Genomic DNA, 26219 nt, shown 5'->3' with positions numbered 1-26219 from the left:
ATCTGGAATCGGGCCAGACCATCATGAAGGGCATGGGCGAACTTCACCTCGACATCCTCGTGGATCGCATGAAGCGCGAGTTCAAGGTCGAGGCGAATATCGGTGCCCCGCAGGTGGCCTACCGCGAGACCATCTCGAACGAGGCCGAGATCGACTACACGCACAAGAAACAGTCGGGCGGTACCGGCCAGTTCGCGCGCGTGAAGATGATCATCACGCCGACCGAGCCGGGCGAAGGCTATTCCTTCGAAAGCCGGATCGTCGGCGGTGCGGTGCCGAAGGAATATATCCCCGGCGTCGAAAAAGGCATCAAGTCGGTGATGGACAGCGGTCCGCTGGCCGGCTTCCCGGTCATCGACTTCAAGGTCGCTCTGGTCGACGGTGCGTTCCACGATGTCGACTCCTCGGTTCTGGCCTTCGAAATCGCCGCCCGTGCCGGGATGCGCGAAGGTCTGCGCAAGGCCGGCGCCAAGCTGCTAGAGCCGATCATGCGCGTCGAAGTGGTCACGCCGGAGGAATATACCGGTTCGATCATCGGCGACCTGACCTCGCGTCGGGGCATGGTGCGTGGGCAGGACAGCCGCGGCAACGCGAATGTCATCGACGCCTTCGTGCCGCTGGCGAACATGTTCGGCTACATCAACAACCTGCGCTCGATGTCCTCTGGCCGCGCGGTGTTCACGATGCAGTTCGACCATTACGACGCCGTGCCGCAGAACATCTCGGACGAGATCCAGAAGAAATACGCCTGACAAGGGCAGGGTGGGGCCTTTGGGCCCCGCCTTCCACGTAATCTGACCCATTAGGAGCTTACGCCCATGGCAAAAGCAAAGTTTGAACGGACGAAACCGCACGTCAACATCGGGACGATCGGTCACGTCGACCACGGCAAGACGACGCTGACGGCGGCGATCACGAAGTATTTCGGCGATTTCAAGGCCTATGACCAGATCGACGGCGCGCCGGAAGAAAAGGCCCGCGGGATCACCATCTCGACGGCGCATGTGGAATACGAATCCGACAGCCGCCACTATGCCCATGTCGACTGCCCCGGCCACGCCGACTACGTCAAGAACATGATCACCGGCGCGGCGCAGATGGACGGCGCGATCCTGGTGGTGAACGCCGCCGATGGCCCGATGCCGCAAACCCGCGAGCATATCCTGCTCGGCCGTCAGGTCGGCATCCCCTACATGGTCGTCTACCTGAACAAGGTCGACCAGGTGGATGACGAAGAGCTGCTGGAACTGGTCGAGATGGAGGTGCGGGAACTCCTGTCCTCCTACGACTATCCCGGCGACGATATCCCGATCGTCAAGGGCTCGGCCCTGGCGGCGATGGAAGGCCGTGATCCGGAAATCGGCGAGAACTCGATCCGTGCGCTGATCGCGGCGGTCGACGAATACATCCCGACGCCCGAGCGCGCCGTTGACCAGCCCTTCCTGATGCCGATCGAGGACGTGTTCTCGATCTCGGGTCGCGGGACGGTTGTGACCGGCCGTGTCGAGCGTGGCGCGGTGAACGTCGGCGACGAACTTGAGATCGTGGGCATCCGCGACACCAAGAAAACCACCTGCACCGGCGTGGAAATGTTCCGCAAGCTGCTGGATCGCGGGGAAGCGGGCGACAATATCGGCGCGCTGCTGCGCGGTGTCGACCGTGACGGCGTCGAGCGCGGTCAGGTCCTGTGCAAGCCGGGTTCGGTGAAGCCGCACACCAAGTTCGAGGCTGAAGCCTATATCCTGACCAAGGAAGAAGGCGGCCGCCACACCCCGTTCTTCGGCAACTACCGCCCGCAGTTCTACTTCCGCACCACGGACGTGACCGGGACGGTGAAGCTGCCCGAGGGCACGGAAATGGTGATGCCGGGCGACAACCTGAAGTTCGAGGTCGAACTGATCGCCCCGATCGCGATGGAAGAGAAGCTGCGCTTCGCCATCCGCGAGGGCGGCCGCACCGTCGGCGCCGGCGTGGTGTCGAAGATCATCGAGTGATCGCAAGGGCTCAGGCCCGACCGATATCGCGAGAGAAAGCCCGTCCCGAAAGGGGCGGGCTTTTGCGTGGGGGAGGGTCAGTGCCTGACCGACAGCGCCAACGGGTTCAGGTCAGGATGCGACCGGGCCTGAACTCGCACGGATGACAAGCTCTACATCCACGATGTCCACGGAAGTTGCGTTGCTCTTTGTCGGAGCATCATCCGAATGTGCCTGCTCATGCTTCAGCCGATCCAGCAGCACTTCGGCGGCGCGCAGCCCGATACGACGGCGGTTCTGACGAATCGTCGTCAGTGCCGGGATGAAATGGGCGGATTGCTCGATATCGTCGAAACCCACCACCGAAATATCTTCGGGCACGCGCAACCCGCCCTGCGTGAGTCCCGCGATCAGCCCGAATGCGACCATGTCAGACGCGCAGAAAACCGCAGTCGGGCGGTCCTGCATCTGCAGGATCCGCTGTGCTGCGGCATGACCGGAGTCCAGCGAGAAATCGCCCCGGATGATCCAGTCGTCATGGACCGGCAGGGCCAGACGGCTGCGTTCGTCCAGAACCGCATCGCGCCGAACCTGGGTCAGCACATTGTCGACCGGTCCGGTGACATGGGCAATGCGGCGGTGCCCCAGATCATGCAGATGTCGTACCGCTGCGCGCGCCCCCCCCGCATTGTCGCTGCGCACCGACATCGAGGACGCGCCAGCCGCCCATTCGCAGGCAAAGACCAGTCGCTCGGACAGGTCATGGGCGGCCAGTTGAGCCAGTTCTTCCTGCCCCAACCCACCGTCCAGAGAGATCATCCCGTCGACACGCGCATCGAGGAAATAGTCGACCAGCCGGCGGCTGGTTTGCGGCAGGTCGCAGGTATCTGCGATCAGGACAGACCTGTCGCTTCTGGCGAAGCCGGCGCTGATGCCCGCGAGGATCTGCGAAAAGAACGGGTTACCCAGATTGGGCACCAGAACCAGAACGGCGCCCGCCTGCATCCGGCGCAGGTTGCGCGCCGCACGGTTCAGCCGATAGCCGGTGGTCCGAATCGCCTCTTGCACGGAATCCCGGGTCTCTTTTGCGACCAGTTCGGGGTTTGACAGCGCCCGGCTGACCGTTGCCGTCGATACGCCCGCGGCCCGTGCGACATCCTGTATTCTGACCGATTTCACCGACATGATCTTGTTCCTTCCACCCGGTCCTCATGCCTGCCGAACACATCGCTTGACAAGATGGGGGCTTATCCGTCAGGTTGATGTAATCGATTGCAGTTTGCGCAAACAGCGTATTTGAAGGTGTAATCGATTGCATAATCTAGGCGTCGGGGGCGCCATATCAAGGGAGGGGAGAATATGACTGCATTTGCAAAGATCGCCTGTGCGGGCGCGGTTGCCAGCTTCGCTGGCGCCACCTGGGCCGAGGAGCTTGAGGTGACGCATTGGTGGACTTCTGGCGGTGAGGCTGCGGCGGTTGCCGAATTCGCCAAGGCCTTCGACGCCACCGGCAACAAATGGGTCGATGGCGCCATTGCCGGGTCCGGCAGCACGGCGCGCCCGATCATGATCAGCCGCATCACCGGCGGCGACCCGATGGCCGCCACCCAGTTCAACCATGGCCGTCAGGCCGAGGAACTGGTCGAGGCCGGGCTGATGCGCCCGATCACCGAGGTCGCCGAGGCCGAGGGCTGGGCCAATATCGTCGCCACGCCGGGCCTGCTGGACAGCTGCACCCTGGATGGAGAGCTTTACTGCGTTCCGGTCAATATCCATTCTTGGCAATGGCTGTGGCTGTCGAACAAGGCCTTCGAGGAAGCCGGCGTCCCGGTGCCGACCACATGGGATGAATTCGTCGCCGCCGGCCCGGCGCTGGAAGCTGCCGGCAAGGTGCCGATGGCGCTTGGCAAGCAACCCTGGCAGGCCATGGGCGCCTTCAAGGTGCTGGTGCTGAACCTGGGCGGGCCCGAGCTTTACACCAAGGTCTTCGGCGACAAGGATACCGACGCTGCCGCCGGCCCCGAGATGGCGGCGGTCTGGAAGGCTGCGGATGACATGCGCAAGCTGGCGGTCGGCTCGAACGTGCAGGAATGGAACCAGGCCACCAGCATGGTGATCAACGGTCAGGCCGGCGGTCAGATCATGGGTGACTGGGCGCAGGGCGAATTCCAGGTGGCTGGACAGGTCGCGGGCACCGATTACACCTGCCTGCCCGGATTGGGCGCGCAGACCTATCTGTCCACGGCGGGCGATGCGATCTATTTCCCGCTGCTTCGCGATGAGGGCAAATCGGCGGCCCAACTCGAACTGGCCTCGGTCCTGTTCTCGCCCGAGGCGCAGTTGGCCTTCAACACCAAGAAGGGCTCGCTGCCGGTGCGCAACGATCTCGATCTCAGCACCGCCAACGACTGCATGCGCAAGGGTCTGGAGATCCTGGCCGAGGGGAATATCGTCCCCGATACCGATCAGCTGATCAGCCCTGACACCAATACCCAGCTTCAGGACCTGATGATCCAGTTCATCAGCGACATGAACATGACGCCGGACGCTGCGCAGGCGCGCTTCGTCGAGATCATCGGCGACGCCGACTGATCGAGCCATGTCCTGCCGGTTGCCGGGCCCTTGCCCGCGCCGGCAGGATCCCAGACCTCACCCGCCCGCATGACGGGCCAACCCGCGAGGCCGACGCATGTCCGACCGTCCCTCACGCCTGTTTCACAATCTCAATGCCAAGATCGCCTCGATCCCGATGGCCCTGACCGCGATGGTGGTTTTTCTGGGCGGCAGCATCTGGACCGTGGTCTATTCCTTCACCAATTCGAAGCTGCTGCCCCGCGCGAAATGGGCCGGGCTCGATCAATACGAACGCCTCTGGGGCACCGAGCGCTGGCTGATCTCCATCGAAAATCTGGCGATCTATGGCGTCCTGTCGCTGATCTTCAGCCTGGTGATCGGCTTCGTGCTGGCGGCGCTGATGGATCAGAAGATCCGCTTCGAGGATACCTTCCGCACCATCTTCCTTTACCCTTTCGCGCTGTCCTTCATCGTCACCGGGCTGGTCTGGCAATGGCTGCTGAACCCCGAATTCGGCATCCAGAGCGTGATCCGCGATCTCGGCTTCGAAAGCTTCAATTTCGACCCGCTCTATAATGCCGATATCGCCATCTACGGCATCCTGATCGCCGGGTTGTGGCAGGGCACCGGGCTGGTCATGTGCCTGATGCTGGCGGGCCTGCGCGGCATCGACGAGGATATCTGGAAAGCCTCGCGCATCGACGGCATCCCGATGTGGAAGACCTATCTGCTGGTGGTCATCCCGATGATGCGTCCGGTCTTCATCACCACGCTGGTGATCATCACCGCAGGCATCGTCAAGCTTTACGATCTGGTCGTGGCGCAGACCGGCGGCGGCCCCGGCATCGCGACCGAGGTTCCGGCGAAATACGTCTATGACATGATGTTCCAGGCCCAGAATCTCGGCCAGGGCTTTGCCGCATCCACCATGATGCTGATCAGCGTGATCATCATCATCATCCCCTGGGCCTATCTGGAATTCGGAGGAAAGCGCCGTGGCTGATCTGTCAACCAACCCCGCGCACCGCGCCGGCGACCGCACCGAGGCCGGCCCGCGCGGCCGCCGCCCCAAGCGCGCATTCTCCGGCCGCAATATCATGATCTACGGCACGCTGATCGTGGTGGCGCTGTATTACCTGCTGCCGCTTTATGTGATGGTGGTGACCTCGCTGAAGGGGATGCCGGAAATCCGCCTCGGCAACATCTTCTCGCCGCCGATGGAAATCACCTTCGCACCGTGGAAGAAAGCCTGGGCCGAGGCCTGTACCGGCCTCAATTGCGACGGGCTGTCGCGCGGCTTCGGCAATTCGATCAAGATCATGGTGCCCTCGGTCATCCTGTCGATCGTGATCGCCTCGCTGAACGGCTATGCGCTGGCAAACTGGAAGTTCAAGGGCGCGGATATCTTCTTCACCATCCTGATCATCGGCGCCTTCATCCCCTATCAGGTCATGCTTTATCCCATCGTGATCCTGCTGCGCGAGGCCGGGCTTTACGGCTCTCTGACCGGGCTGATCATCGTGCATACGATCTTCGGGATGCCGATCCTGACGCTGCTGTTCCGCAACTACTTCACCTCGGTCCCTGAGGAGTTGTTCAAGGCCGCCCGCGTCGATGGCGCCGGTTTCTGGGGCATCTATTTCCGCATCATGCTGCCGATGTCGCTGCCGATCTTCGTGGTGGCGATGATCCTGCAGGTCACCGGGATCTGGAACGACTTCCTGTTCGGCGTCGTCTACACGCGGCCCGAGAACTACCCGATGACGGTGCAACTGAACAACATCGTCAACTCGGTTCAGGGGGTCAAGGAATACAACGTCAACATGGCCGCCACGCTGCTGACCGGCCTGGTGCCGCTGATCATCTATTTCATCTCGGGCAAGCTGTTCGTGCGCGGCATCGCCGCCGGCGCGGTGAAGGGCTGAGGAGGGAGTCAAATGGAAAACATGGAAACCAATATCTCGATCAAGAATCTCGATCTCAGCTTCGGCGCGGTGGATGTGCTGAAGAACCTCAACCTCGATATCGGACAGGGCGAATTTCTGGTGCTGCTCGGTTCGTCGGGTTGCGGCAAGTCCACGCTGCTGAACTGCATCGCGGGGCTGCTGGAAATCACCGATGGCCAGATCTTCATCGGCGGGCGCAACGTGACCTGGGAAGAACCCAGCAAGCGTGGCATCGGCATGGTGTTCCAGTCCTATGCGCTTTATCCGCAGATGACGGTCGAGGGGAACCTGACCTTCGGGCTGAAGAACGCCAAGGTGCCGAAAGCCGAGATCGAGGAGCGCGTCGCCCGCGCCGCGAAGATCCTGCAGATCGAGCCGCTGCTGAAACGCAAGCCGGCGGCCTTGTCCGGCGGGCAGCGCCAGCGGGTCGCCATCGGCCGGGCGCTCGTACGCGACGTGGACGTGTTCCTGTTCGACGAGCCGCTGTCGAATCTCGACGCGAAACTTCGCGCCGATCTGCGGGTCGAGATCAAGCAGCTGCACCAGACGCTGGCCAATACCATGATCTACGTCACCCACGATCAGGTCGAGGCGATGACGCTTGCCGACCGCATCGCCATCATGCGCGGCGGGCTGATCCTGCAACTGGGCTCGCCCGACGAGATCTACAGCCGCCCGGCCAACAAATATGTGGCCGAATTCATCGGCTCGCCCTCGATGAACTTCTTCGAGGGGCATATCGACGACAGCGGCTTCGCCACGCAGGGGCTGCATGTGCCGTTGCAGGGCTATGACTTTGCCGGTCCCCGCCCGCAGGGTCCGGCATGGTTGGGTATCCGCCCCGAACATATCGCCAGCGGCGAGGTGGCTTCGGCCCATCCGGTGCAGATGACCGGCAAGGCCGAGCTGATCGAACCGCTCGGCTCGGACACGCTGGTGCGCAGCCGCGTCGGCGACCGCCAGATCTGGCTGCGCATGGATGGCCAGATCAAGCCGCGCCCGGGCGACGAATTGCCCATCGGTTTCGACCCCGCCATGGCCTCGCTTTTCGACAAGGACAGCGAAGAGCGTCTGTAAACATTTCAAGCCCCCAGACAGGATTAAAAAGATGGATCTTTCCTTCCAGCTCTACTCCGCCCGCGACTTCACCCCCTGGGATCAGGTCGTCGCGAAACTGGCCGAACTCGGCTATACGCAGGTCGAGGGTTTCGGCGGCGTCTATGAAGACCCCGCCGCCTTCCGCGCGCTTCTGGACCGGCACGGGCTGACCATGCCCTCGGGCCATTTCTTCCCCATCGGCAATTTCGAGGACGGGCTGGCGGGATCGCTGGCCACCGCGAAAACGCTTGGCATGAACCGCATCTTCTGCCCCGCGCCCGAAGACAAATGGCGCGACGGCACCGATGCCGCCACCTGGATCTCGCTGGCCAGGCGCCTGGAGGAGGCCGGCAAGAAGGTCAATGACGCGGGCTTCCGCTTCGGCTGGCACAACCACCACTGGGAATTCATGCCGCTGGCCGATGGCAGCATCGCCATGGACCTGATCCTCGAACATGCGCCCTCGATCGACTGGGAGATGGATGTGGCCTGGGTCGTGCGCGGCGGTGCCGATCCGCTGAAATGGATCGCCGATCACAAGGGCCGCATCACCACCGCCCATGTGAAGGACATCGCGCCCGAGGGTCAGAATGCCGACGAGGACGGCTGGGCCGATGTCGGCCACGGCACCATGGACTGGAAGGCGATCATGGCCGCGCTGCGCGGGGCCGGGGTCGATCTTTTCGTCGCTGAACATGACAAGCCGTCGGATGTGAACCGCTTCGCCTCGCGTTCCATCGACAGCATCCGCAACCTGTAAGAAGGGTCCAGACATGAGCAAGACACTTGGCGTCGGCGTCATCGGCGCCGGCAATATCTCGGCCGCCTATCTGCGCCTTGCGCCCCTGTTCCGGGGGATCGAGATCCGCGCCGTGGCCGATCTGAACATGGATGCGGCCAAGGCCCGGGCCGAGGAATTCGGCGTGAAGGCGCTGACGGTCAAGGACATGCTTGCGGCGGATGACATCGACATCGTCGTCAACCTGACCATTCCGGCTGCGCATTTCGCGGTCTCGAAACAGGTGCTGGAGGCCGGAAAGCATGTCTATTCCGAAAAGCCCTTCGTCCTGACGCTGGAAGAAGGTCAGGAACTGGCCCGGATCGCCGCCGAAAAGGGGCTGCGCGTCGGTTCGGCCCCCGACACCTTCATGGGTGGCAGCCACCAGTTGGCCCGCCATCTGGTCGATCTTGGCACGGTCGGGCGCGTCACCTCGGGCACCTGCTTCGTGCAAAGCCCGGGAATGGAGATGTGGCACCCGAATCCCGATTTCTTCTTCCAGCCGGGCGGCGGGCCGGTGCTGGATCTGGGGCCCTACTATATCTCGGACATGGTGCAGTTGCTGGGTCCGGTCGCCCGTGTCGCCGCCACGGCAGGCAAGGCGCAGGAACGGCGCACCATCACCTCGCAGCCGCGCCATGGAGAGACCATCCCGGTCGATACGCCGACCACGATCCATTCGATCCTGGAATTCGAAAGCGGCGCCCAGATCGCCTATGTCACCAGCTGGGATGTCTGGCATCAGGGCCATAACAATATCGAGCTTTATGGCACCGAGGGCACGCTTTATGTCCCCGACCCGAATTTCTTCGGGGGCGAATTGCGCATGACCCGACGCGGCAGCCCGGCAACGGCAGGCGTGGCCTGGGATCACCCCTTCCTGACCGATAACGACAATGGCCGCGCCAATTACCGCTGCGCCGGTCTGGCCGACATGGCGCAGGCCATCACCGAGGGCCGCCCGCATCGCTGCAACAACGATTTCGCCCTGCATGTGGTCGATGTGATGACCTCGATCTTGCGTTCGGGCGAGACCGGCCAGTTCGTTGCCATCACCACCCGCTGCGACCGCCCCGCCGCCCTCGGCCCCGACGAGGCGCGGGCGCTGCTCGCTTGATCACACAATCCGGAGGAAATCATGCCCGGCACAATCAAGGGACCGGCCCTGTTCCTGGCCCAGTTCGCCGATGACGCGGCACCGTTCAACTCTCTGCCCGCAATCACGGCATGGGCGGCGGACCTGGGCTACAAGGGGGTCCAGATCCCGACATTCGACAGCCGCCTGTTCGATCTGGACCGGGCTGCCGAAAGCCAGGATTACTGCGACGAAGTGGCGGGGATCTGCGCCGAATCCGGTGTCGAGATCACCGAGCTTTCGACCCATCTTCAGGGCCAGCTTGTCGCGGTGAACCCGGCCTATGACCTGTCCTTCGACGCCTTCGCGCCGGAACGGCTGCATCGCAACCCGAAGGCGCGACAGGAATGGGCGGTGGATCAGGTCAAGAAGGCGGCGATTGCCAGCCGCCGACTTGGCCTGACGACCTCGGTCAGCTTCACCGGCTCGCTGGCTTTCCCCTATCTTTACCCCTGGCCGCAGCGCCCGCCCGGGCTGATCGAGGAAGCTTTCGCCGAACTCGCCCGGCGCTGGAAGCCGATCCTCGATATCTATGACGAGAACGGCGTGGATATCGGCTATGAGATCCATCCGGGCGAAGATGTTTTCGACGGTGCCACATTCGAGATGTTCGTGGATGCGCTGAACGGTCATCCGCGCGCGCAGATCAACTATGATCCGTCGCATTTCCTGTTGCAGCAACTGGATTACCTGGCCTTCATCGACCTCTATCACGACCGCATCTGCGCCTTCCATGTGAAGGATGCCGAGTTCAACCCCGATGGCCGGCAGGGCGTCTATTCCGGCTATCAGGGCTGGACCGGGCGCGCCGGGCGCTTCCGCAGCCTGGGCGACGGGCAGGTCGATTTCGCCGGCATCTTCTCGAAGCTGACGCAATATGGCTATGACAGCTGGGCGGTTCTGGAATGGGAATGCTGCCTGAAATCGCCGCAGCAGGGCGCGGCAGAGGGCGCGCCCTTCATTGCCAGCCATATCATCGAATCCACCGGCAAGACCTTCGACGATTTCGCTGGCGGCGAGGCGGATCACGCGCAGATCAAGGCCATGCTGGGGCTGGAATCATGAGCGCGCGGCTGAAACTCGGCATGGTCGGTGGCGGGCAGGGCGCCTTCATCGGCGGCGTCCACCGCATTGCCGCGCGCATCGACGGGCAATGGGATCTCGTGGCCGGGGCGCTGAGCAGCAACCCCGACCGCGCCCGCGCCTCGGCCGCCGATCTGGGCATCGCGCCGGATCGCGCCTATGCCGATTTCGCCGAGATGGCCCGGGTTGAGGCCGCGCGCGAGGACGGCATCGACGCGGTCGCCATCGTCACCCCGAACCACATGCACGCCGCCCCGGCCATCGCCTTCCTGAATGCCGGCATCCATGTGATCTGCGACAAGCCGCTCGCGGCATCGCTTGAGGACGCCGAGGCCATCGCCAAGGCCGCCGCGAACAGCAGCGCTCGCTTCATCCTGACCCATAATTACACCGCCTATCCGCTGATCCGTCAGGCCCGGGAAATGGTCGCCGCCGGCGAGTTGGGTGAGATCCGGCTTGTGCAGGTCGAATATGCGCAGGACTGGCTGGCCGAAGACACCAGCAACAAGCAGGCCGACTGGCGCACTGATCCGGCGCGCTCGGGCGCGGGTGGGGCTGTGGGCGATATCGGCACCCATGCCTTCAACCTCGCGGGCTTCGTGACCGGCCTTCGGGCCGAGGAACTGGCGGCGGAACTGACCGCCTTCGTGCCCGGACGGCGCGTCGACGATAACGTGAACGTCATGCTGCGTTATCCGGGCGGTGCGCGCGGGATGCTCTGGGCCAGTCAGGTCGCGATCGGCAATGAAAACGCGCTGCGCCTGCGGGTTTACGGCAGCACGGGCGGGCTGGATTGGGAACAGGAAACCCCCAACATCATGCGCTTCACCCGCTTTGGCCAGCCCACGCAACTGCTGACCCGAGGCGGCGCCGGTGCCACCCTTGAGGGTCAGGCCAACCTGCGCACGCCCGCCGGCCACCCCGAGGGCTATCTGGAAGGCTTCGCCACGCTCTATGCCGAGGCGGCGCGGATGATCCGGGAAGGCGCCCCCGCTGGCGCGAACCTGCCCGGCATTGCCGACGGCCTGGCCGGAATGCGCTTCATCGCGGCATCTATCGCATCGTCCCGGGAAAACGGGGTGTGGAAACCGCTGTAACCCTTCATCTGCGCGCGTGATCTGCCGTCGCAGCCTTGCTGGCTACGCTCTGGCAGGTGATGAAACTGTGTCGGCCAGCGAAGCCCGACTCAGGATATGGTGATGGTCTTGTCGCGGGACTGCAGAACGGTTCCGTCTCGGAGGATGGTGACTTCGATCCTGTAATCGCCCGGCGCCGGCTTGCCTTCCCGGCCTGTGAAATAGCTGTAGGCGGCCTTGTGACGTTCCTGCGGGGTGCTGCTGCCTTCCGACAGGATCTTTCCGTCCGGGTCGATGATGCGAACCTGCAGGATATCGCCGGGCCGGAAGTTGATCACCCAGACCCAGCCAGCCACACCCGGGCTTGTCATGTCAGGACGCGCCGGCGCGCCTTCAACGACCAGGCTGTCATAATCGAGCGGCGCACCGCTCAGCCCGAAGTCGAGAATCTGGACGTCGTTATTACCCAACTCGGCCCGGAGACCCTCTGAGAACAGGGAGGCCGTGCCGTCCTGCGCGGCATCACATCCCTCATCAAGCGCCCTGCCGGTCATCGGGTCGATATCCTTCCCGTCGCGCCGGACCCCCAGATGCACATGCGGAAACTGCGCCAACCCTGACGCACCGACCGAGCCGAGGCGGTCGCCGGTGCGCACCTTCTGGCCGGGACGGACGAGGATGCTGCCACGCTCCATATGGCAATAGAGGGTCTGCAGCCCGCCTTCGTGGCTGAGCGATACGGCATTACCGCATTCCTTGCCGCGCACGGTTTCGCGGGCCTGCGCGTCGGAAATCAGCCGGTCGGGCTCGCCGTCGCGGACATTGACAACGGTGCCGTCGGCGGCGGCAAGAACGGCAACATCGCGGTCCAGATCGGCCAGCGAACGCACCCGAATATCGGTGCCGGTGTGACCGTCATAGCTGGCCACGCCACAAAACGGATCCACTGCCGCCTGACCGGGATCCATGTCTGGAAACTGCTGGACGAAACAATCCTCGCCCAACCGGCAATCTATCGGAAGTTCAAGGGTTTGGGCGAGCGCAGGAATGACTTGAAAAGCAACCGCACAAAGCAGCGTATTGATGAAAATCGTGGATCTCATGATGACTTGTCCGAGGTTACTTGTTCAATGCGGGGGCATCCATCCCGCAGACCGGGAGGGGCGTCGGATCGAATCATAACCCTGCTGCGGCGCCGTTGGCTACCACCCGATTTGCGGCGGCGAAGTCACAAGTTGGGGAAGACGGGATGATCCGGGACGGACTTCGGACCGGCTGATCTTCGGCATCCGGACCGGAGATGGGCATATTCTGGCGGATATGCGGGATATTTGCCTTGCCGGTGCTTTGGGTAAGGTTCGGTTGCCGGCGGAAATGAAAGGGGGTTTGCGGGGCTGACTTTCCCGCACATCTCAACCAGAATGGCGCCTGTTACGGAGTTATCTGCGATGAAACGTCTGATCGAAAAAGGCCTGATGTTCGGCAACATGATCCGGGTCGACAGCCCGGCATGGGTGGCGCGCTATAACCGGGCGCTGAAGCTGGTCACTGGCCGCGAAACCGCGCTGAGCGAGTTTCACATCGACCTTGCCGGCTATTCGCCCGAGATCGGGGATGAGATCGGCGATATGGACTATCTGAACCCCGAGGGGGCGCATCGCCAGTTCATCCTGCTGACGACGGAGCAGAAGACCGCGCCGCTCTTGAATGCCGATCTCTCGGTGCTGCGAGAGCTTCTCAAGCAGTTCATCCATGATAATGAGAGCGAATTGTTCAGCCTCACCGCCCGCGATGCCGTGGTGGGCGAGATGGACGACATGGTCTGGCAGGTGCGCGCGCCGGCTGATCTGCTCCAGATCAACCGCATCCGCATCAGCGCCGACACGACCGGCAACCATGTCGCCGGGGCCGACAACCTGACCGCGTTGATCGACCGCTTCCGCACCGATCCCGACGCCTGGTATGACGATGTGCTGATCGCGCGCATGATCGCCCAGGCCAAGGAAACCGGCGATGTGATCCGCAACCCGATCCATCTCGATGCCGGGGAATACGAGGTGCCGGATTTCTGGACCACGCTGTTCGGCGGCGTCTATGTCTTCCGCAGCCCGCGCGAGAAGGCGATGATCTTCACCGATCCCGGCATCTTCACCGATCCGAAATACGACACCGACCTGCCGGGCGTGAAGATGATGGCGCTGCAGGACATCAATTCGGTCGCCATGTGGATGGCCCGCAATGCGCTGGCAGAGCCGATCATCACCGCCAAGGGCGCCGATGGCGCGGCGATCCTGCGCCAGAAGATCGACTTCATCCTGGTCGATGCGGCGACAAAACTGGGGATCGACACCGGCGACGGCACCCGTTCGGCCCTGCGCCGGGCGGCGGCGCGGATGGGTTCGGGCCTGCCCGAGGAGGTGCGCGGCCTCTCGGCGCTGCTGCGCTATGCCGAAGAGGGCGGCGCCTGGCCGGTCATCGACAGCGCCAGCCCGGCCTATTTCTATGCCATCCGCGCCAGTGCCGGCCCGACCCGCGATCTGGTCAACCAGATGCTGACGGAACTGGCCCCGGATGACGTGCGCGCCCTGTTCATCATGCACAAGCCCCTGTTCTACAAGCGCTATCAGGGCTGGGACGAGGCGAAGAAGGATTATGTCGCCAATCAGCTGGCCCGCGAATACCAGATCGACAAGCAGGGCACACGAGAGGCCTTGTTCGGGCCCGAACCCGGCATGGCCGAACCGGCCGAGGTGGCGCCCGTGGCCGGACCCTGGGGTTCGGTCCGGCAGGCGGGCAGCACGCGCCTCTCCGAAGACGGTGCCGGCTGGCGCGGCGGCGAGGCCGCGCCGCGCCGGGGCACCCAGACCGATCTGGTGCGCAGCCAGACCTTCCGCGGCCCATGGGGGAATTGAATGCTCGTTCTTTTGCGCCTGATTATTTTCCTGTTCCTGATCGAGGCGATCTTCTATCTGCTGCTGACGATCTATCTGCGTTCGACCCGGAAGGAGGCGCTGGAGGATGAATGGGACCGCCGCCATCCCGACCGCGCCGGCGACAGCCCGGAACGAAGCACCTTCGTGCGGCGTTCGATGTTCGGGTTTCAGAAATCCCTGAAGGCCCGGCTGGTCGGGCTGGTCTTCATCCTGCCAACGGTCGCCATCGGGGTGATCGCCTGGTATGTGAACGTGCAGTAAGGAGACGGAAATGATGCACTATATCAAGGTCTTTCTGGGCGTTCTTCTTGGCGTTGCGGTGTTCATGTTCCTGGACTACGCGCTGCCCAGCAAGAATACCGTGCGCGTGACCAATACCTATAACCGCCTGACCGAGATCGGCAGCAACCGGATGTTCTATGCCGCCGAAGATACCGGCACGGTCCAGAACGCCCAGGGTCAGCGCGACATCCGCTTCATCGAGACGGTGCGCCCGAACGGCAAGGTCCATGTCTATCGCAACGAGGATACCGGCTGGATCTGGCCGCCCTATTTCAAATATGACAGCTCGAACCTTCAGGCCGAGGCGACGGATTTCCGTTCGGACGCGAACAACCCGCAATGGGTCAGCGTCACCAGCTATGGCTGGCGGATCCCGATGTTCTCGATCTATCCGAACGCGATCTCGATGCACCGCGTCGACGGGCCCACGGTCGCGCCGCTGAACTGGCCGGCGATGCTGATCCTTGGCGTCATGGGGGTGCTTCTGGCGCTGCTCTGGCGGATGTGGAACCAGTTCCGCGAACGCACCATCGACCCGGCGGCGAAGCGTGTCTCTGAAGCGGTGGAAAGTGTCGATTCCACGGCGGACGCAGCCATCGACCGCGTGAGCCAGGAGTTCAGCGAGGCCCGGGAAGGCTTTACAGGCTGGCTGGATACCTGGAAGGGCAAGCCGCGCGATCCGAAATAGGGTTTCTGCGGCTGCATCTTTCGCGGTTGAACCTGCCCGGATGTCGAGGTCTGGGGTGCAAACTCGCCTTGCCGCTTCGACGCCGCTCAGACACCGGGCATGAAGGGCAGGCGATAGCTGATCGCCTCGGCGAGGTGGTTGGCGTGAACCTTCTCGCTCTCATCCAGATCGGCGATGGTGCGTGCCGTGCGCAGGATCCGGTGATAGCCGCGTGCGGTCAGGCCGAGGCGGTCGGCGGCGCGTTGCAGCAGGTCGCGACCGTCGCGATCCGGGGCGGCAATGCGGTCGAGCAATGCGGGCGGCGCATCGGCATTGGACCGGGCGTTCCCATCGGGCCAGAGCGCCGCGAGACGCGCAAGCTGGCGTTTGCGGGCCGCCGATACCCGGGCCGCGACTTCCTCCGATCTGTCGCCGCTCGGTGGCAGATCGAGTTCGCCGAAACCAAGCGCGGGCACCTCGATCCGCAGATCGAAGCGGTCCATCAGCGGCCCCGAGATCTTGCCCAGATAATCCGCCCCGCAGGTGGGCACACGCGCGCAGGCCCGCGCCGGATCGGCCAGATGGCCGCAGCGGCAGGGATTGGCGGCGGCGACCAGCAGAAAACGGCAGGGATAGCGGATATGGGCATTGGCGCGGGCGACGACGATTTCGCCGGTCTCGATGGGTTGGCGCAGCGTTTCCAGCACCTGACGCGGGAACTCCGGCAATTCATCGAGGAAGAGCACCCCGTTATGGGCCAGGCTGATTTCGCCCGGCCCGGCACCGCGCCCGCCGCCGACAATCGCTGCCATCGAAGCGGTATGATGCGGATCGCGATAGGGGGCGTGGCGGGGAATGCCGCCTTCTTTCAGCAGCCCGGCAAGCGAGTGGATCATCGAGGTTTCCAGCGCCTCGACCGGTGTCAGCGGCGGCATCAGCCCGGGCAGGCGCGAGGCGAGCATGGATTTGCCGGACCCGGGCGGGCCGATCATCAGCAGGTGATGGCGCCCGGCGGTGGCGATTTCCAGCGTCCGCTTGGCGCGTTCCTGACCTTTCACATCGCGCAGGTCGGTCTGGCGGGGCTGTGCGGCGACCTGACCCGGTTGCGCCCTCGGCAAGGGGGCGCGGTCGGTCAGATGGTCGATGACCTTGCGCAGGTGATCTGCGGCGAAGACCGCCGTCTTGCCAACCCAGGCGGCCTCGGCACCGCAGGTGGCGGGGCAGATCAGCGCGCGATCCTCCTCAGCCGAGGCCATGGCGGCGGGCAGGGCGCCGACCACCGGCACCAGGCGCCCGTCCAGTGCCAGTTCGCCGAGCGAAACCAGACCCGACAGCGATTCGGCGGGCAGAACTTCAAGCGCGGCCAGTATGGCGAGCGCGATTGGCAGATCGAAGTGAGAACCCTCTTTCGGCAGGTCGGCAGGGGACAGGTTAACGGTGATCCGCTTTGACGGCATGGCAATCGACAATGCGGTAAAGGCTGACCGGACGCGTTCGCGGGCCTCGGATACCGCCTTGTCAGGCAGGCCGACAATGGCGAAGGCGGGCAGGCCCGGCGTCACGGATGCCTGAACCTCGACCATCCTGCCTTCTACGCCCTCGAAGGCCACGGTATAGGAAATTGCCAACATGAAGCGCCCCGCCTTTCCAGACGCTATCGCGATGACGATTAAAAATCGGTTAATGGAGGCCTTGATGCAGGTTTTCTTGCCGTTCAGCCTCGGCTGGCCTATCTCATTGCAGAGGATTTCATGGGGACGGTCATGCAGGGCAGCCGTATTTTATTGATTATCGGTGGCGGGATCGCCGCCTACAAGTCGTTGACACTGATCCGCGACCTCAAGCGCGAAGGGTTTCGGGTCGTGCCGGTCCTGACCCGCGCAGCCGAGGAATTCGTGACGCCGCTTTCGGTCGCGGCACTGGCGGGCGAGGATGTGCATCGCTATCTGTTCGACCTGACGCGAGAGGCGCAGATGGGCCATATCCAGCTGTCGCGCGATGCCGATCTGGTGGTGGTGGCGCCCGCCACGGCGGATCTGATGGCGAAGATGGCGGGCGGACATGCGAATGATCTGGCCTCGACCTTGTTGATGGCGACCGACAAGCAGGTGCTGATCGCGCCGGCGATGAATGTGCGGATGTGGAACCACCCGGCGACGCAGCGCAACCTTGCGCTCTTGCGCAGCGACGGCATCCAGAGGGTCGGCCCGGAGGAGGGTGACATGGCCTGCGGCGAATTCGGCCCCGGCCGCATGGCCGAGCCGGAACATATCCTCGCGGCGATTCGCCTTGTTTTGGGGCGTAGCCGGTCGGCGCCATTGCGATTGGGGCCCGAAGTTGCTGCCCGGCCCTTGATCGGCAAGCATGTTGTCGTGACCTCCGGCCCGACGATAGAGCCGATCGATCCGGTGCGCTATATCTCGAACCATTCCTCGGGCGCGCAGGGCACGGCGATTGCCGAGGCGCTGCGCGATCTGGGGGCGAAGGTCAGTTTCGTGACCGGCCCGGCGACGGTGCCGCCCCCCGATGGGGTCGAGGTGATCCGTGTCCAGACCGCCGACGAGATGCGCGCCGCCGTCGAAGCCGCGCTGCCTGCCGATGCGGCGGTGATGGCGGCGGCGGTGGCCGACTGGAAGGTTGCGAATCGGACCGAGCACAAGATGAAGAAAGACAAGGGCGGGATGCCGGTGCTGGAATTCGCCGAGAATCCCGACATTCTGGCCTGGGTCAGCCAGTTGAAGGCGCGCCGCCCGAAACTGGTGGTGGGTTTCGCCGCCGAAACCGATGACGTGATTGCGAATGCCACCGCCAAGCGGCTGCGCAAGCGTGTCGACTGGATCGTCGCCAATGACGTCTCGACCGGCACCGGCACTTTCGGCGGGGCGGATAACACGGTGTCGCTGATCTTGGATTCCGGCGTCGAAAGCTGGCCGCGCCTTGGCAAGGCCGAGGTCGCCCGCAGGCTAGCCAACCGGATCGCGGAGGCGCTCTGATGCGCGACTATCTGGACTGGAATGCCACCACGCCGCTGCGCCCCGAGGCGAAGGCGGCGATGGTCGCGGCGATGGAGATCGCCGGCAACCCGTCCTCGGTCCATTCTGAAGGCCGCGCCGCCAAGATGGCGATGGAACGCGCGCGAGAGGAGATCGCGGCGGCGCTTGGCGCGGAAGGCGCCGATGTGATCTTCACCTCGGGCACCACGGAAGCCGCGGCGATGGTGCTGGCCGGGCAGGGGGTCCATTGCGCCCCGGTCGAACACAGCGCCGTCAAGGCCTGGTGCGAGGAAGATCTGGGCGTCGATCATGACGGCATCGTCACCGTGACGGACCCGTCGCGGGCGACCCTGCAACTGGCCAATAACGAGACCGGAGTGATCCAGAGCCTGCCGCCGGGGCTGGCCTCGTCCGACCTGACCCAGGCTTTCGGCAAGGTGCCCTTCGCCTTCAACTGGCTGGACCTGACCGCCGGTTTCGTCAGTGCGCACAAGCTGGGCGGGCCGAAGGGGATCGGGGCGCTGATCCTGAAGAAAGGCACCGAGATCGAGGCCCGGATGCGCGGCGGCGGTCAGGAACAGGGCCGGCGCGGCGGCACCGAGAACCTGATCGGCATCCTCGGCTTCGCGGCGGCGGCAAAGGCCGCGCAGCAGGATCTGGACGCCGGGCTCTGGGCCGAGGTCGAGGCCCGGCGCGATGCGCTGGAAGCCCGGCTTCTGGACATCGCGCCGGGCGCGGTCATTGCCGGAAAAGCCGCGCCGCGCTTGCCGAACACGACCTGCATTCTTACATCGGGCTGGAAGGGTGAAACGCAGGTCATGCAGATGGATCTGGCGGGTTTTGCGATTTCCGCCGGCTCGGCCTGCTCCTCCGGCAAGATCCGGGCCAGCGGCACCCTTCAGGCCATGGGTTTTGACGATCGGGCGGCGCAATCGGCGATCCGCATTTCCATAAGCCCGGCTTTGGGCGACGATCAGATGAACCGATTTGCGGATGCGTGGGAAAGCGCGTATGCACGCTGGCGCGACAGGAATGGTCGGGAATAGGCCCGACCGCAGGAAGGATACAGGATGAGCCCGACCACCGATCTTGATGTGCGCGAAGGTGTCGACCGCGAAACGGTCGAAACCGTCGCCAATATGGGCAGCTACAAATACGGCTGGGATACCGAGATCGAGATGGAATATGCCCCCAAGGGCATCAACGAGGATATCGTCCGTCTCATCTCTCAGCGGAATGAGGAACCGGAATGGATGCTCGACTGGCGCCTGAAGGCGTTCCGGCGCTGGCAACAGATGAGCCTGCCGAAATGGGCCATGCTGGACATCCCGGAGATAGATTTTCAGGATCAGTATTACTATGCCCGTCCGAAAAGCATGGCCGAAAAGCCGAAATCGCTGGACGAAGTCGATCCGAAACTGCTGGCCACCTATGAAAAGCTGGGCATCCCGCTGAAGGAACAGATGATCCTGGCCGGGGTCGAAGGGGCCGAGGAAACCCCCGCCGACGCCCGAAAGGTCGCCGTCGATGCGGTGTTCGACAGCGTCAGCGTCGGCACCACCTTCAAGGCGGAACTGGCCAAGGCCGGAATCATCTTCTGCCCGATCTCGGAAGCGATCCGCGAGCATCCGGAACTGGTGCAGAAATACCTGGGCAGCGTGGTGCCGCAGGGCGACAATTTCTATTCGGCGCTGAACAGCGCCGTCTTCTCGGATGGCAGCTTCGTCTATATCCCGCCGGGCGTGCGCAGCCCGATGGAGCTTTCGACCTATTTCCGCATCAATGCCGAGAATACCGGCCAGTTCGAACGGACGCTTATCATTGCCGATAAAGGGTCTTACGTCAGTTACCTCGAAGGATGCACGGCGCCCAAGCGCGACACGGCGCAGCTTCATGCCGCCGTGGTCGAGATCGTGATCCTCGAAGATGCCGAGGTGAAATATTCCACCGTCCAGAACTGGTTCCCCGGCGACGAGGACGGCAAGGGTGGCATCTACAATTTCGTCACCAAGCGCGCCGATTGCCGCGAGGATCGCGCCAAGGTGATGTGGACCCAGGTCGAGACCGGCAGCGCGATCACCTGGAAATACCCCTCCTGCATCCTGCGCGGCGACGAAAGTCAGGGCGAGTTCTATTCCATCGCCATCGCCAATAATCGCCAGCAGGCCGATACCGGCACCAAGATGCTGCATCTGGGCAAGAACACCCGTTCCCGCATCGTTTCCAAGGGGATTTCCGCCGGACGGGCGCAGAACACCTATCGCGGGCGGGTGGCCATCCACCCCAAGGCCACGCATAGCCGCAACTATACCCAATGCGACAGCCTGCTGATCGGCGACAAATGCGGCGCCCATACCGTGCCCTATATCGAGGTGAAGAACGCGTCGAGCCGGGTCGAGCATGAGGCGACGACCTCGAAGGTGGATGACGACCAGCTGTTCTACTGCCGCCAGCGCGGCATCGGCGAGGAAGAGGCGATCGCGCTGATCGTCAACGGTTTCGCCAAGGAAGTGCTGCAGGCCCTGCCAATGGAATTCGCCATGGAGGCGCAGTCGCTGGTGGCGATCTCGCTGGAAGGCTCGGTCGGGTAATCGCCCGGCCCATGTGATTTGCGCCCTCATCGGGTGCCGGAGACAATGGAAAAGCGCCGCATAGTCCGGCGGACGAGGAATCGAAAGCAAGATGCTGAAAATCAACAACCTGCACGCCAAACTTGAAGACGAAGACAAGCAGATCCTCAAGGGCGTGACACTGGAAGTGCCGGCGGGCGAGGTCCATGCGATCATGGGGCCGAACGGTTCGGGCAAATCGACCACCTCCTATGTGCTGTCGGGTCGCGACGGCTATGAGGTCACCGAGGGCTCGGCCACGCTGAACGGTCAGGACCTGCTGGAGATGGAGCCAGAGGAGCGCGCGGCGGCAGGCCTGTTTCTGGCCTTCCAATACCCGGTCGAGATTCCCGGCGTCGGCAACATGACCTTCCTGCGCACGGCCGCGAATGCGCAGCGCAAGGCGCGCGGCGAAGACGAACTGTCGGCGGGCGAATTCCTGAAGCTGGTCCGCGAGAAGGCCAAGACGCTGAATATCGACGCCGAGATGCTGAAACGCCCGGTCAATGTCGGCTTCTCGGGGGGCGAGAAGAAGCGCAACGAGATCCTGCAGATGGCCCTGCTGGAGCCGAAGATGTGCGTGCTGGACGAGACCGATTCCGGTCTCGATGTCGATGCGATGCGGTTGGTGGCCGATGGCGTGAACGCGCTGCGCAGCCCGGACCGGGCCTTCTTGGTCATCACCCATTACCAGCGTCTGCTGGACCATATTCAGCCCGATGTCGTCCATATCATGGCCGATGGCCGGATCGTGAAGACCGGCGGCCCTGACCTGGCGCTGGAGGTCGAGAAGAACGGCTATGCCGATATTCTGGCGGAGGTCGGCTGATGAGCGAGGCCGCCGTCAAGACCCGCGCGGCAGAGGCCGATGCGCTGACGCAGCGCCTCGATGCGCTGACGCTGCCGGAAGCTGGCTTCACCGCCGCCGCCCGCGCCGATGCGCTGGCGCGGCTGCGGGCCATGGGCCTGCCGCATCCGCGCGATGAATACTGGCGCTTCACCGATCCGCGCCCCTTCAACGCGCCGCTGCCCCAGCCGATCCCGCTGGAGGAGACCTCGCCCGATTCGCCGCTGTTCACGGATCGCGACCGGCTGGTGCTGGTCTTCGTCGATGGGCGTTTCGATGCGGCGGCCTCGTCCGATCTGGCCTTGGACGGGGCCGAGATCGACATTCTCTCGCAGGCCGAGACCCGGGCCGATCATTGGGCCGGGGCGCTTTACGGCAAGCTGGAAGCCGCCGGCCAGACCCCGGTGCCGCGTCCTTTCGCGGCGCTGAACACGGCGGTGGCGGCGGATGGCGTGCTGATCCGGGTGACCGGCAAGCCGGCAAAGCCCGTCCATATCATCCATCGCCGCGCCAGTGCCGAGGCCGATGTCAGCTGGCATCACCTGATCCGGCTTGAGCCGGGGGCGGAACTGACGCTGCTGGAAACCGGCATGGTCGGCGCGCGCTCGAACGGCGTGACCGAGGTCGATCTGGCCCCGGGCGCGCGGCTGAACCGCATCGCCGCCAAGCGCGCGGGCCATCAGAAGCTGGGCTTTTCCGGCATCTTCGCCCGCGTCGATGCCGAAGCCGCCTTCAAGAATTTCGAACTGTCGGTGAACGGCACGCTGATGCGCCACGAGGCGGTGGTGGAATTCGTCGGCGACGATGCCGTGGCCCATGTCGCCGCGGCGGTGCTGGGCGATGGCAGGACCGGGCCGTTCCACCATGACGACACGGTTTTCGTCACCCACGGGGCCGAGCGTTGCGAAAGTCGGCAGGTCTTCAAGAAGGTGCTGAAGAACGGCGCCGTCGGCGTCTTTCAGGGCAAGATCCTGGTCAAGCCCGGTGCCCAGAAGACCGATGGCTATCAGATCAGCCAGGCGCTGTTGCTGGACGATGACAGCCAGTTCCTCGGCAAGCCCGAGCTGGAGATCTATGCCGATGACGTGCAGTGCAGCCACGGCTCGACCACCGGCGCGATCGACGAGACGGCGCTGTTCTATCTACGCTCGCGCGGGGTGCCGAAAAGCCGGGCCATCGTGCTGATGATCCTGTCGTTCCTGGCCGATGCGCTGGCAGAGGTCGAGGATGAAAGCCTGCGCGAAGACATTGCCGAACGGCTGGACGCATGGCTGACCCGGCACGCCTGAAGGGCGGGGTGGTCCCGCGCATCCTGGCCAGCTGGCGCCGGCCGGGCGAGGTCGTGCGCGGGCTGCGCCCGATTTCTGAAGGTGCGCTTCTGGCGATCCTGATGGCGGCCATGCTGATCTTCTGGATCGCGCAGGCGCCGGGCCATGCCCGCGCCGCCGTCGAAAACCCCGATGTGCCGCTGGGCGGTCGCATGGCCGGGGCGGCCATGGCGGTCATCTTCATCATGCCGCTGATCGCCTATGCGGTGGCGGCGCTGGCGGATCTGGCGCTGCGGCTGGCCGGCTGGCGCATTGCGCCGGCGGATGGACGCCTCGCGCTCTTCTGGGCGCTGCTGGCGGTCGCCCCGGCGGTGCTGCTGACCGGGCTGGTGGCGGGGCTGGTCGGCCCCGGCGCGGGGCTGAACATCACCGGCGCGCTGAGCGGGCTTGGCTTTCTGTTCATCTGGGGCGCCGGGCTTCGTGCGCTGGCGGTGCGCTCATGACCTTCGACGATCTTCTCGGGCTGGCCCGGCTGACCTTGCGCAACCCGGCGCAGGCGGTGCGCGTTCTGCAATCGCTCGATCTGCCGATGGCGGTGCGCTGGATGGGGCTGATCGTCATCGTCTCGCTGTCGTCGATCCTGGCCTCGCTGGCGATGCGGATCTTCCCGGTCCTGACCGAAAGCAGCCTGAACCTGCCTGATCTGTCGCCGATCTCGCGCGCCGGGCTGCAACTGGGCGGCATGGTGCTGAGCGCCTGGCTGGTCGCCGGCATCGGGCGCGCCTTTGGCGGGCGGGGCGATTTTCCCGATGCGCTGTTGATTCTGGTCTGGCTGGAATGCCTGATGCTGGCGGTGCAGGCGCTGCAGATCGTGGTCATGCTGCTGTTTCCGCTGTTCGGCAGCATGCTGGGGATCGCGGCGCTTCTGGCAATGGTCTGGCTGAGCGTGCAGATGGTCAAGGAGTTGCACGGGTTCCGCAATGCCGCGCTTGTCTTTCTGGGCATGATGGGGGCGGGTCTGCTGACGCTGATCGTCCTGTCGGTTCTGGCCGGCGCACTCGGCCTGATGCCCGACATCCCCGCAGAGGTGCCGCAATGAGCTTCGATATCGACAAGGTCCGTGCCGATTTCCCGATCCTGTCGCGGCAGGTGAATGGCCGCCCCCTAGTCTATCTGGACAGCGGTGCCAGCGCCCAGAAGCCCCGGCAGGTGATCGAGGCGATCACCCGCGCCTATGAGGGCGAATATGCCAATGTCCATCGCGGGCTGCATTACCTCTCGAATCTCGCCACCGACAATTACGAGCGCGTGCGCGCCATCATCGCCCGCTTCCTGAACGCGCCAAGCGAAGAGGGGGTGATCTTCACCTCCGGCTCGACCGAGGCGATCAACCTCGTCTCCTATGCCTGGGCCGCGCCCCGGCTGCAGGCGGGCGATGAGATCGTGCTGTCGGTGCTGGAACATCACGCCAATATCGTGCCCTGGAACTTCCTGCGCGAGCGTCAGGGCGTGGTGCTGAAATGGGTCGAACCCGATGCCGATGGCAGTCTGCCGGCGGAAAAGGTGCTGGCGGCGGTCGGCCCGAAGACCAGGCTCATTGCCGTCACCCATATGTCGAACGTGACCGGCACCGTGGTCGATGTGGCCGCCATTGCGCGCGGCACCGATGTGCCGGTGCTGGTCGATGGCAGTCAGGCGGCGGTGCATATGCCGGTCGATCTGGCCGCGCTCGGGGTCGATTTCTACTGCATCACCGGTCACAAGCTTTACGGCCCGTCCGGCTCCGGCGCGATCTGGATCGACCCGCAGCGTCAGGCCGAGATGCGCCCCTTCCTGGGCGGCGGCGACATGATCCGCACCGTCAGCCGCGAGGGCGTGACCTATGCCGATCCGCCGCTGAAATTCGAGGCCGGCACCCCCGGCATCGTCAACCAGATCGGCCTTGGCGTGGCGCTGGAATATCTGATGGATCTGGGCATGGCGAATATCGCCGCACACGAGGCCGGTTTGCGCGACTACGCGCAGGCGCGCCTGCGCCAGCTCAACTGGCTGCAGGTGCAGGGCGATGCGCCGGGCAAGGGGGCGATCTTCTCCATGACCATGGAGGGGGCGCATGCCCATGACATCTCGACCATCCTCGACAAGCGCGGCATCGCCCTGCGCGCCGGCAGCCATTGCGCCATGCCGTTGATGGATTTCTACGGCGTCACCGCAACGGCCCGGGCCAGCTTCGCCATGTACAACACCCGCGCCGAGGTCGACGCCCTGATCGACGGGTTGCAATTCTGCCGAGAGCTTTTCGGCTGATCCCCCGGTCGCAGAGCCTATTGCGGTGGCCGTCATTTGCCGCTAATCACCCCCGCAGGCACCCGTAGCTCAGCTGGATAGAGCGCTGCCCTCCGAAGGCAGAGGCCAGAGGTTCGAATCCTCTCGGGTGCGCCAACAATTGCTGGACATTGCTGCGACCCGCTCAACCGTTCGGCACAGGTTCAGGCACAAGTTCATAATTGTCGATGCTGTTCTGTTTGTCTGTCATCTTCCCTCCATTGCCTCGCGGGCTGTTGACTGGTGGTCCGGGCTGCGATGGCCATAGACTTCCTCGATAACCTTGATGGACACGCCGAAATATCCGGCGACATCCCATGTGCGCGCACCGCGCTGTAGCGCCCATGTGATGGCAGTGTGGCGTAGCGTGTGCGGAGTGGCGTCAGAGATGCTCGATGCCTCAACAGCGGCCTTCCATGCGGTTTTATGTCTCCGCATCGCCCACCCTGGTATTCAACGACCCACACTGAGCCCATACGCTCCCATCGGCGCAGGTGCGCGAGAAGCCGGGCAGGGGCTGGTGTTTATTGGTCTGGCGCTGTCCGGTTCCGCGCCGATAGCTCAGGCACCGCTCTGCCTAAAGCATTTCGCCGCAACCCTGAATCGTTTTGGGTTCCGCTGAAGCGTTGATC

Annotated in this window: 23 protein-coding genes, 1 tRNA gene and 1 pseudogene; 22 read left to right on the top strand and 3 right to left on the bottom strand. The window is 64.1% G+C overall.

The features are described from left to right. Both fusA and tuf read left to right on the top strand, forming a co-directional pair. Positions 1 to 752, top strand: a pseudogene (fusA, locus tag Q0330_RS08525) (elongation factor G); the annotation flags it as partial. Positions 753 to 818: 66 nt separating this feature from the next. Then, positions 819 to 1994 (top strand): elongation factor Tu, encoded by a 1176-nt coding sequence (gene tuf / locus Q0330_RS08520; protein WP_299477299.1) that lies wholly within the window; start codon positions 819 to 821, stop codon positions 1992 to 1994. Positions 1995 to 2105: 111 nt separating this feature from the next. Here tuf and Q0330_RS08515 read toward each other — a convergent pair whose 3' ends face one another. Beyond that, positions 2106 to 3158: a LacI family DNA-binding transcriptional regulator gene (locus Q0330_RS08515; protein ID WP_299477296.1), complete on the bottom strand. Its 1053-nt coding sequence runs from the start codon at positions 3156 to 3158 to the stop codon at positions 2106 to 2108. Between the two features lie 174 nt (positions 3159 to 3332). Here Q0330_RS08515 and Q0330_RS08510 point away from each other — a divergent pair, with 174 nt between their 5' ends. The 8 genes from Q0330_RS08510 (at position 3333) to Q0330_RS08475 (ending at position 11684) form a co-directional block, all read left to right on the top strand. Beyond that, positions 3333 to 4565 carry an ABC transporter substrate-binding protein gene (locus Q0330_RS08510; protein WP_299477293.1) on the top strand — a complete coding sequence of 411 codons (1233 nt, stop codon included), beginning with the start codon at positions 3333 to 3335 and terminating at the stop codon, positions 4563 to 4565. Between the two features lie 97 nt (positions 4566 to 4662). Next, a complete protein-coding gene (locus tag Q0330_RS08505; protein ID WP_299477290.1) occupies positions 4663 to 5550 on the top strand; it encodes a sugar ABC transporter permease in 888 nt (295 codons plus the stop codon). Further along, positions 5543 to 6472: a carbohydrate ABC transporter permease gene (locus Q0330_RS08500; RefSeq protein ID WP_299477287.1), complete on the top strand. Its 930-nt coding sequence runs from the start codon at positions 5543 to 5545 to the stop codon at positions 6470 to 6472. Before Q0330_RS08505 ends, Q0330_RS08500 begins: the two co-directional genes overlap by 8 nt. A gap of 21 nt (positions 6473 to 6493) precedes the next feature. Next, positions 6494 to 7570 (top strand): ABC transporter ATP-binding protein, encoded by a 1077-nt coding sequence (locus Q0330_RS08495; RefSeq protein WP_299477302.1) that lies wholly within the window; start codon positions 6494 to 6496, stop codon positions 7568 to 7570. 31 nt (positions 7571 to 7601) lie between these two features. Continuing rightward, positions 7602 to 8351, top strand: coding sequence for a sugar phosphate isomerase/epimerase (locus tag Q0330_RS08490; RefSeq protein WP_299477284.1), 750 nt, complete (start codon positions 7602 to 7604; stop codon positions 8349 to 8351). Positions 8352 to 8364: 13 nt separating this feature from the next. Then, positions 8365 to 9486, top strand: coding sequence for a Gfo/Idh/MocA family oxidoreductase (locus tag Q0330_RS08485; RefSeq protein WP_299477281.1), 1122 nt, complete (start codon positions 8365 to 8367; stop codon positions 9484 to 9486). Positions 9487 to 9507: 21 nt separating this feature from the next. Further along, positions 9508 to 10569: a sugar phosphate isomerase/epimerase family protein gene (locus Q0330_RS08480; protein ID WP_299477278.1), complete on the top strand. Its 1062-nt coding sequence runs from the start codon at positions 9508 to 9510 to the stop codon at positions 10567 to 10569. Continuing rightward, a complete protein-coding gene (locus Q0330_RS08475; RefSeq protein ID WP_299477275.1) occupies positions 10566 to 11684 on the top strand; it encodes a Gfo/Idh/MocA family oxidoreductase in 1119 nt (372 codons plus the stop codon). Before Q0330_RS08480 ends, Q0330_RS08475 begins: the two co-directional genes overlap by 4 nt. 89 nt (positions 11685 to 11773) lie before the next feature. On the opposite strand, the gene Q0330_RS08470 is transcribed toward Q0330_RS08475, so the two are convergent. Beyond that, a complete protein-coding gene (locus Q0330_RS08470; protein ID WP_299477272.1) occupies positions 11774 to 12610 on the bottom strand; it encodes a M23 family metallopeptidase in 837 nt (278 codons plus the stop codon). Positions 12611 to 13111: 501 nt separating this feature from the next. On the opposite strand from Q0330_RS08470, the gene Q0330_RS08465 reads away from it, so the two are divergent. From Q0330_RS08465 to Q0330_RS08455, 3 genes are read left to right on the top strand one after another with little or no spacing between them, the layout of a single operon-like run. Beyond that, on the top strand, positions 13112 to 14575 hold the full coding sequence (locus Q0330_RS08465) for a DUF6638 family protein (protein ID WP_299477269.1): 1464 nt from the start codon (positions 13112 to 13114) through the stop codon (positions 14573 to 14575). Continuing rightward, on the top strand, positions 14576 to 14857 hold the full coding sequence (locus Q0330_RS08460; RefSeq protein WP_299477267.1) for a hypothetical protein: 282 nt from the start codon (positions 14576 to 14578) through the stop codon (positions 14855 to 14857). It begins immediately after the preceding gene. A 10-nt stretch (positions 14858 to 14867) separates the two neighbouring features. Next, on the top strand, positions 14868 to 15566 hold the full coding sequence (locus Q0330_RS08455; RefSeq protein WP_299477264.1) for a DUF1523 family protein: 699 nt from the start codon (positions 14868 to 14870) through the stop codon (positions 15564 to 15566). An 86-nt stretch (positions 15567 to 15652) separates the two neighbouring features. Here Q0330_RS08455 and Q0330_RS08450 read toward each other — a convergent pair whose 3' ends face one another. Next, a complete protein-coding gene (locus tag Q0330_RS08450; RefSeq protein ID WP_299477261.1) occupies positions 15653 to 17176 on the bottom strand; it encodes a YifB family Mg chelatase-like AAA ATPase in 1524 nt (507 codons plus the stop codon). A 132-nt stretch (positions 17177 to 17308) separates the two neighbouring features. Between Q0330_RS08450 and coaBC the strand changes: the two genes are divergently transcribed. From coaBC to Q0330_RS08405, 9 genes are all read left to right on the top strand, one after another. Beyond that, a complete protein-coding gene (gene coaBC / locus Q0330_RS08445; RefSeq protein WP_299477258.1) occupies positions 17309 to 18538 on the top strand; it encodes a bifunctional phosphopantothenoylcysteine decarboxylase/phosphopantothenate--cysteine ligase CoaBC in 1230 nt (409 codons plus the stop codon). After that, positions 18538 to 19584, top strand: a complete 1047-nt coding sequence (locus Q0330_RS08440) for an aminotransferase class V-fold PLP-dependent enzyme (protein ID WP_299477255.1) — start codon at positions 18538 to 18540, stop codon at positions 19582 to 19584. The genes coaBC and Q0330_RS08440 overlap by 1 nt, the downstream gene beginning before the upstream one ends. Before the next feature lie 24 nt (positions 19585 to 19608). Then, positions 19609 to 21129: a Fe-S cluster assembly protein SufB gene (gene sufB / locus Q0330_RS08435; protein WP_299477252.1), complete on the top strand. Its 1521-nt coding sequence runs from the start codon at positions 19609 to 19611 to the stop codon at positions 21127 to 21129. A 91-nt stretch (positions 21130 to 21220) separates the two neighbouring features. Further along, the gene (sufC, locus tag Q0330_RS08430; protein ID WP_299477249.1) at positions 21221 to 21976 is read left to right on the top strand and encodes a Fe-S cluster assembly ATPase SufC; all 756 of its coding nucleotides are present in this window, start codon (positions 21221 to 21223) and stop codon (positions 21974 to 21976) included. Further along, positions 21976 to 23283, top strand: coding sequence for a SufD family Fe-S cluster assembly protein (locus Q0330_RS08425; protein ID WP_299477246.1), 1308 nt, complete (start codon positions 21976 to 21978; stop codon positions 23281 to 23283). Before sufC ends, Q0330_RS08425 begins: the two co-directional genes overlap by 1 nt. After that, positions 23262 to 23765: a hypothetical protein gene (locus Q0330_RS08420; protein WP_299477243.1), complete on the top strand. Its 504-nt coding sequence runs from the start codon at positions 23262 to 23264 to the stop codon at positions 23763 to 23765. The genes Q0330_RS08425 and Q0330_RS08420 overlap by 22 nt, the downstream gene beginning before the upstream one ends. Beyond that, complete coding sequence (locus Q0330_RS08415; RefSeq protein ID WP_299477240.1) at positions 23762 to 24361, top strand: Yip1 family protein; 600 nt, start codon at positions 23762 to 23764, stop codon at positions 24359 to 24361. Before Q0330_RS08420 ends, Q0330_RS08415 begins: the two co-directional genes overlap by 4 nt. Further along, entirely contained in the window at positions 24358 to 25569 is a 1212-nt protein-coding gene (locus Q0330_RS08410; protein WP_299477237.1) for a cysteine desulfurase, read from the top strand. The genes Q0330_RS08415 and Q0330_RS08410 overlap by 4 nt, the downstream gene beginning before the upstream one ends. A gap of 58 nt (positions 25570 to 25627) precedes the next feature. Next, positions 25628 to 25704: transfer RNA gene (locus Q0330_RS08405), tRNA-Arg, on the top strand. Positions 25705 to 26219 lie beyond the last annotated feature (515 nt).

It is taken from the genome of uncultured Paracoccus sp. (assembly GCF_937873615.1).
Taxonomy (GTDB): domain Bacteria; phylum Pseudomonadota; class Alphaproteobacteria; order Rhodobacterales; family Rhodobacteraceae; genus Paracoccus.
The sequence above is the reverse complement of the archived record's forward strand: the minus strand, read 5'-3'. Positions and strand labels throughout refer to the sequence as shown.

Bases quoted from the DNA above. Each gene is read 5' to 3' on its own strand.
- tuf (WP_299477299.1), top strand. From the start codon at position 819: ATGGCAAAAGCAAAGTTTGAACGGACGAAACCGCACGTCAACATCGGG.
- Q0330_RS08515 (WP_299477296.1), bottom strand. From the start codon at position 3,158: ATGTCGGTGAAATCGGTCAGAATACAGGATGTCGCACGGGCCGCGGGC.
- Q0330_RS08510 (WP_299477293.1), top strand. From the start codon at position 3,333: ATGACTGCATTTGCAAAGATCGCCTGTGCGGGCGCGGTTGCCAGCTTC.
- Q0330_RS08505 (WP_299477290.1), top strand. From the start codon at position 4,663: ATGTCCGACCGTCCCTCACGCCTGTTTCACAATCTCAATGCCAAGATC.
- Q0330_RS08495 (WP_299477302.1), top strand. From the start codon at position 6,494: ATGGAAACCAATATCTCGATCAAGAATCTCGATCTCAGCTTCGGCGCG.
- Q0330_RS08490 (WP_299477284.1), top strand. From the start codon at position 7,602: ATGGATCTTTCCTTCCAGCTCTACTCCGCCCGCGACTTCACCCCCTGG.
- Q0330_RS08485 (WP_299477281.1), top strand. From the start codon at position 8,365: ATGAGCAAGACACTTGGCGTCGGCGTCATCGGCGCCGGCAATATCTCG.
- Q0330_RS08480 (WP_299477278.1), top strand. From the start codon at position 9,508: ATGCCCGGCACAATCAAGGGACCGGCCCTGTTCCTGGCCCAGTTCGCC.
- Q0330_RS08475 (WP_299477275.1), top strand. From the start codon at position 10,566: ATGAGCGCGCGGCTGAAACTCGGCATGGTCGGTGGCGGGCAGGGCGCC.
- Q0330_RS08465 (WP_299477269.1), top strand. From the start codon at position 13,112: ATGAAACGTCTGATCGAAAAAGGCCTGATGTTCGGCAACATGATCCGG.
- Q0330_RS08460 (WP_299477267.1), top strand. From the start codon at position 14,576: ATGCTCGTTCTTTTGCGCCTGATTATTTTCCTGTTCCTGATCGAGGCG.
- Q0330_RS08455 (WP_299477264.1), top strand. From the start codon at position 14,868: ATGATGCACTATATCAAGGTCTTTCTGGGCGTTCTTCTTGGCGTTGCG.
- Q0330_RS08450 (WP_299477261.1), bottom strand. From the start codon at position 17,176: ATGTTGGCAATTTCCTATACCGTGGCCTTCGAGGGCGTAGAAGGCAGG.
- coaBC (WP_299477258.1), top strand. From the start codon at position 17,309: ATGCAGGGCAGCCGTATTTTATTGATTATCGGTGGCGGGATCGCCGCC.
- Q0330_RS08440 (WP_299477255.1), top strand. From the start codon at position 18,538: ATGCGCGACTATCTGGACTGGAATGCCACCACGCCGCTGCGCCCCGAG.
- sufB (WP_299477252.1), top strand. From the start codon at position 19,609: ATGAGCCCGACCACCGATCTTGATGTGCGCGAAGGTGTCGACCGCGAA.
- sufC (WP_299477249.1), top strand. From the start codon at position 21,221: ATGCTGAAAATCAACAACCTGCACGCCAAACTTGAAGACGAAGACAAG.
- Q0330_RS08425 (WP_299477246.1), top strand. From the start codon at position 21,976: ATGAGCGAGGCCGCCGTCAAGACCCGCGCGGCAGAGGCCGATGCGCTG.
- Q0330_RS08420 (WP_299477243.1), top strand. From the start codon at position 23,262: ATGGCTGACCCGGCACGCCTGAAGGGCGGGGTGGTCCCGCGCATCCTG.
- Q0330_RS08415 (WP_299477240.1), top strand. From the start codon at position 23,762: ATGACCTTCGACGATCTTCTCGGGCTGGCCCGGCTGACCTTGCGCAAC.
- Q0330_RS08410 (WP_299477237.1), top strand. From the start codon at position 24,358: ATGAGCTTCGATATCGACAAGGTCCGTGCCGATTTCCCGATCCTGTCG.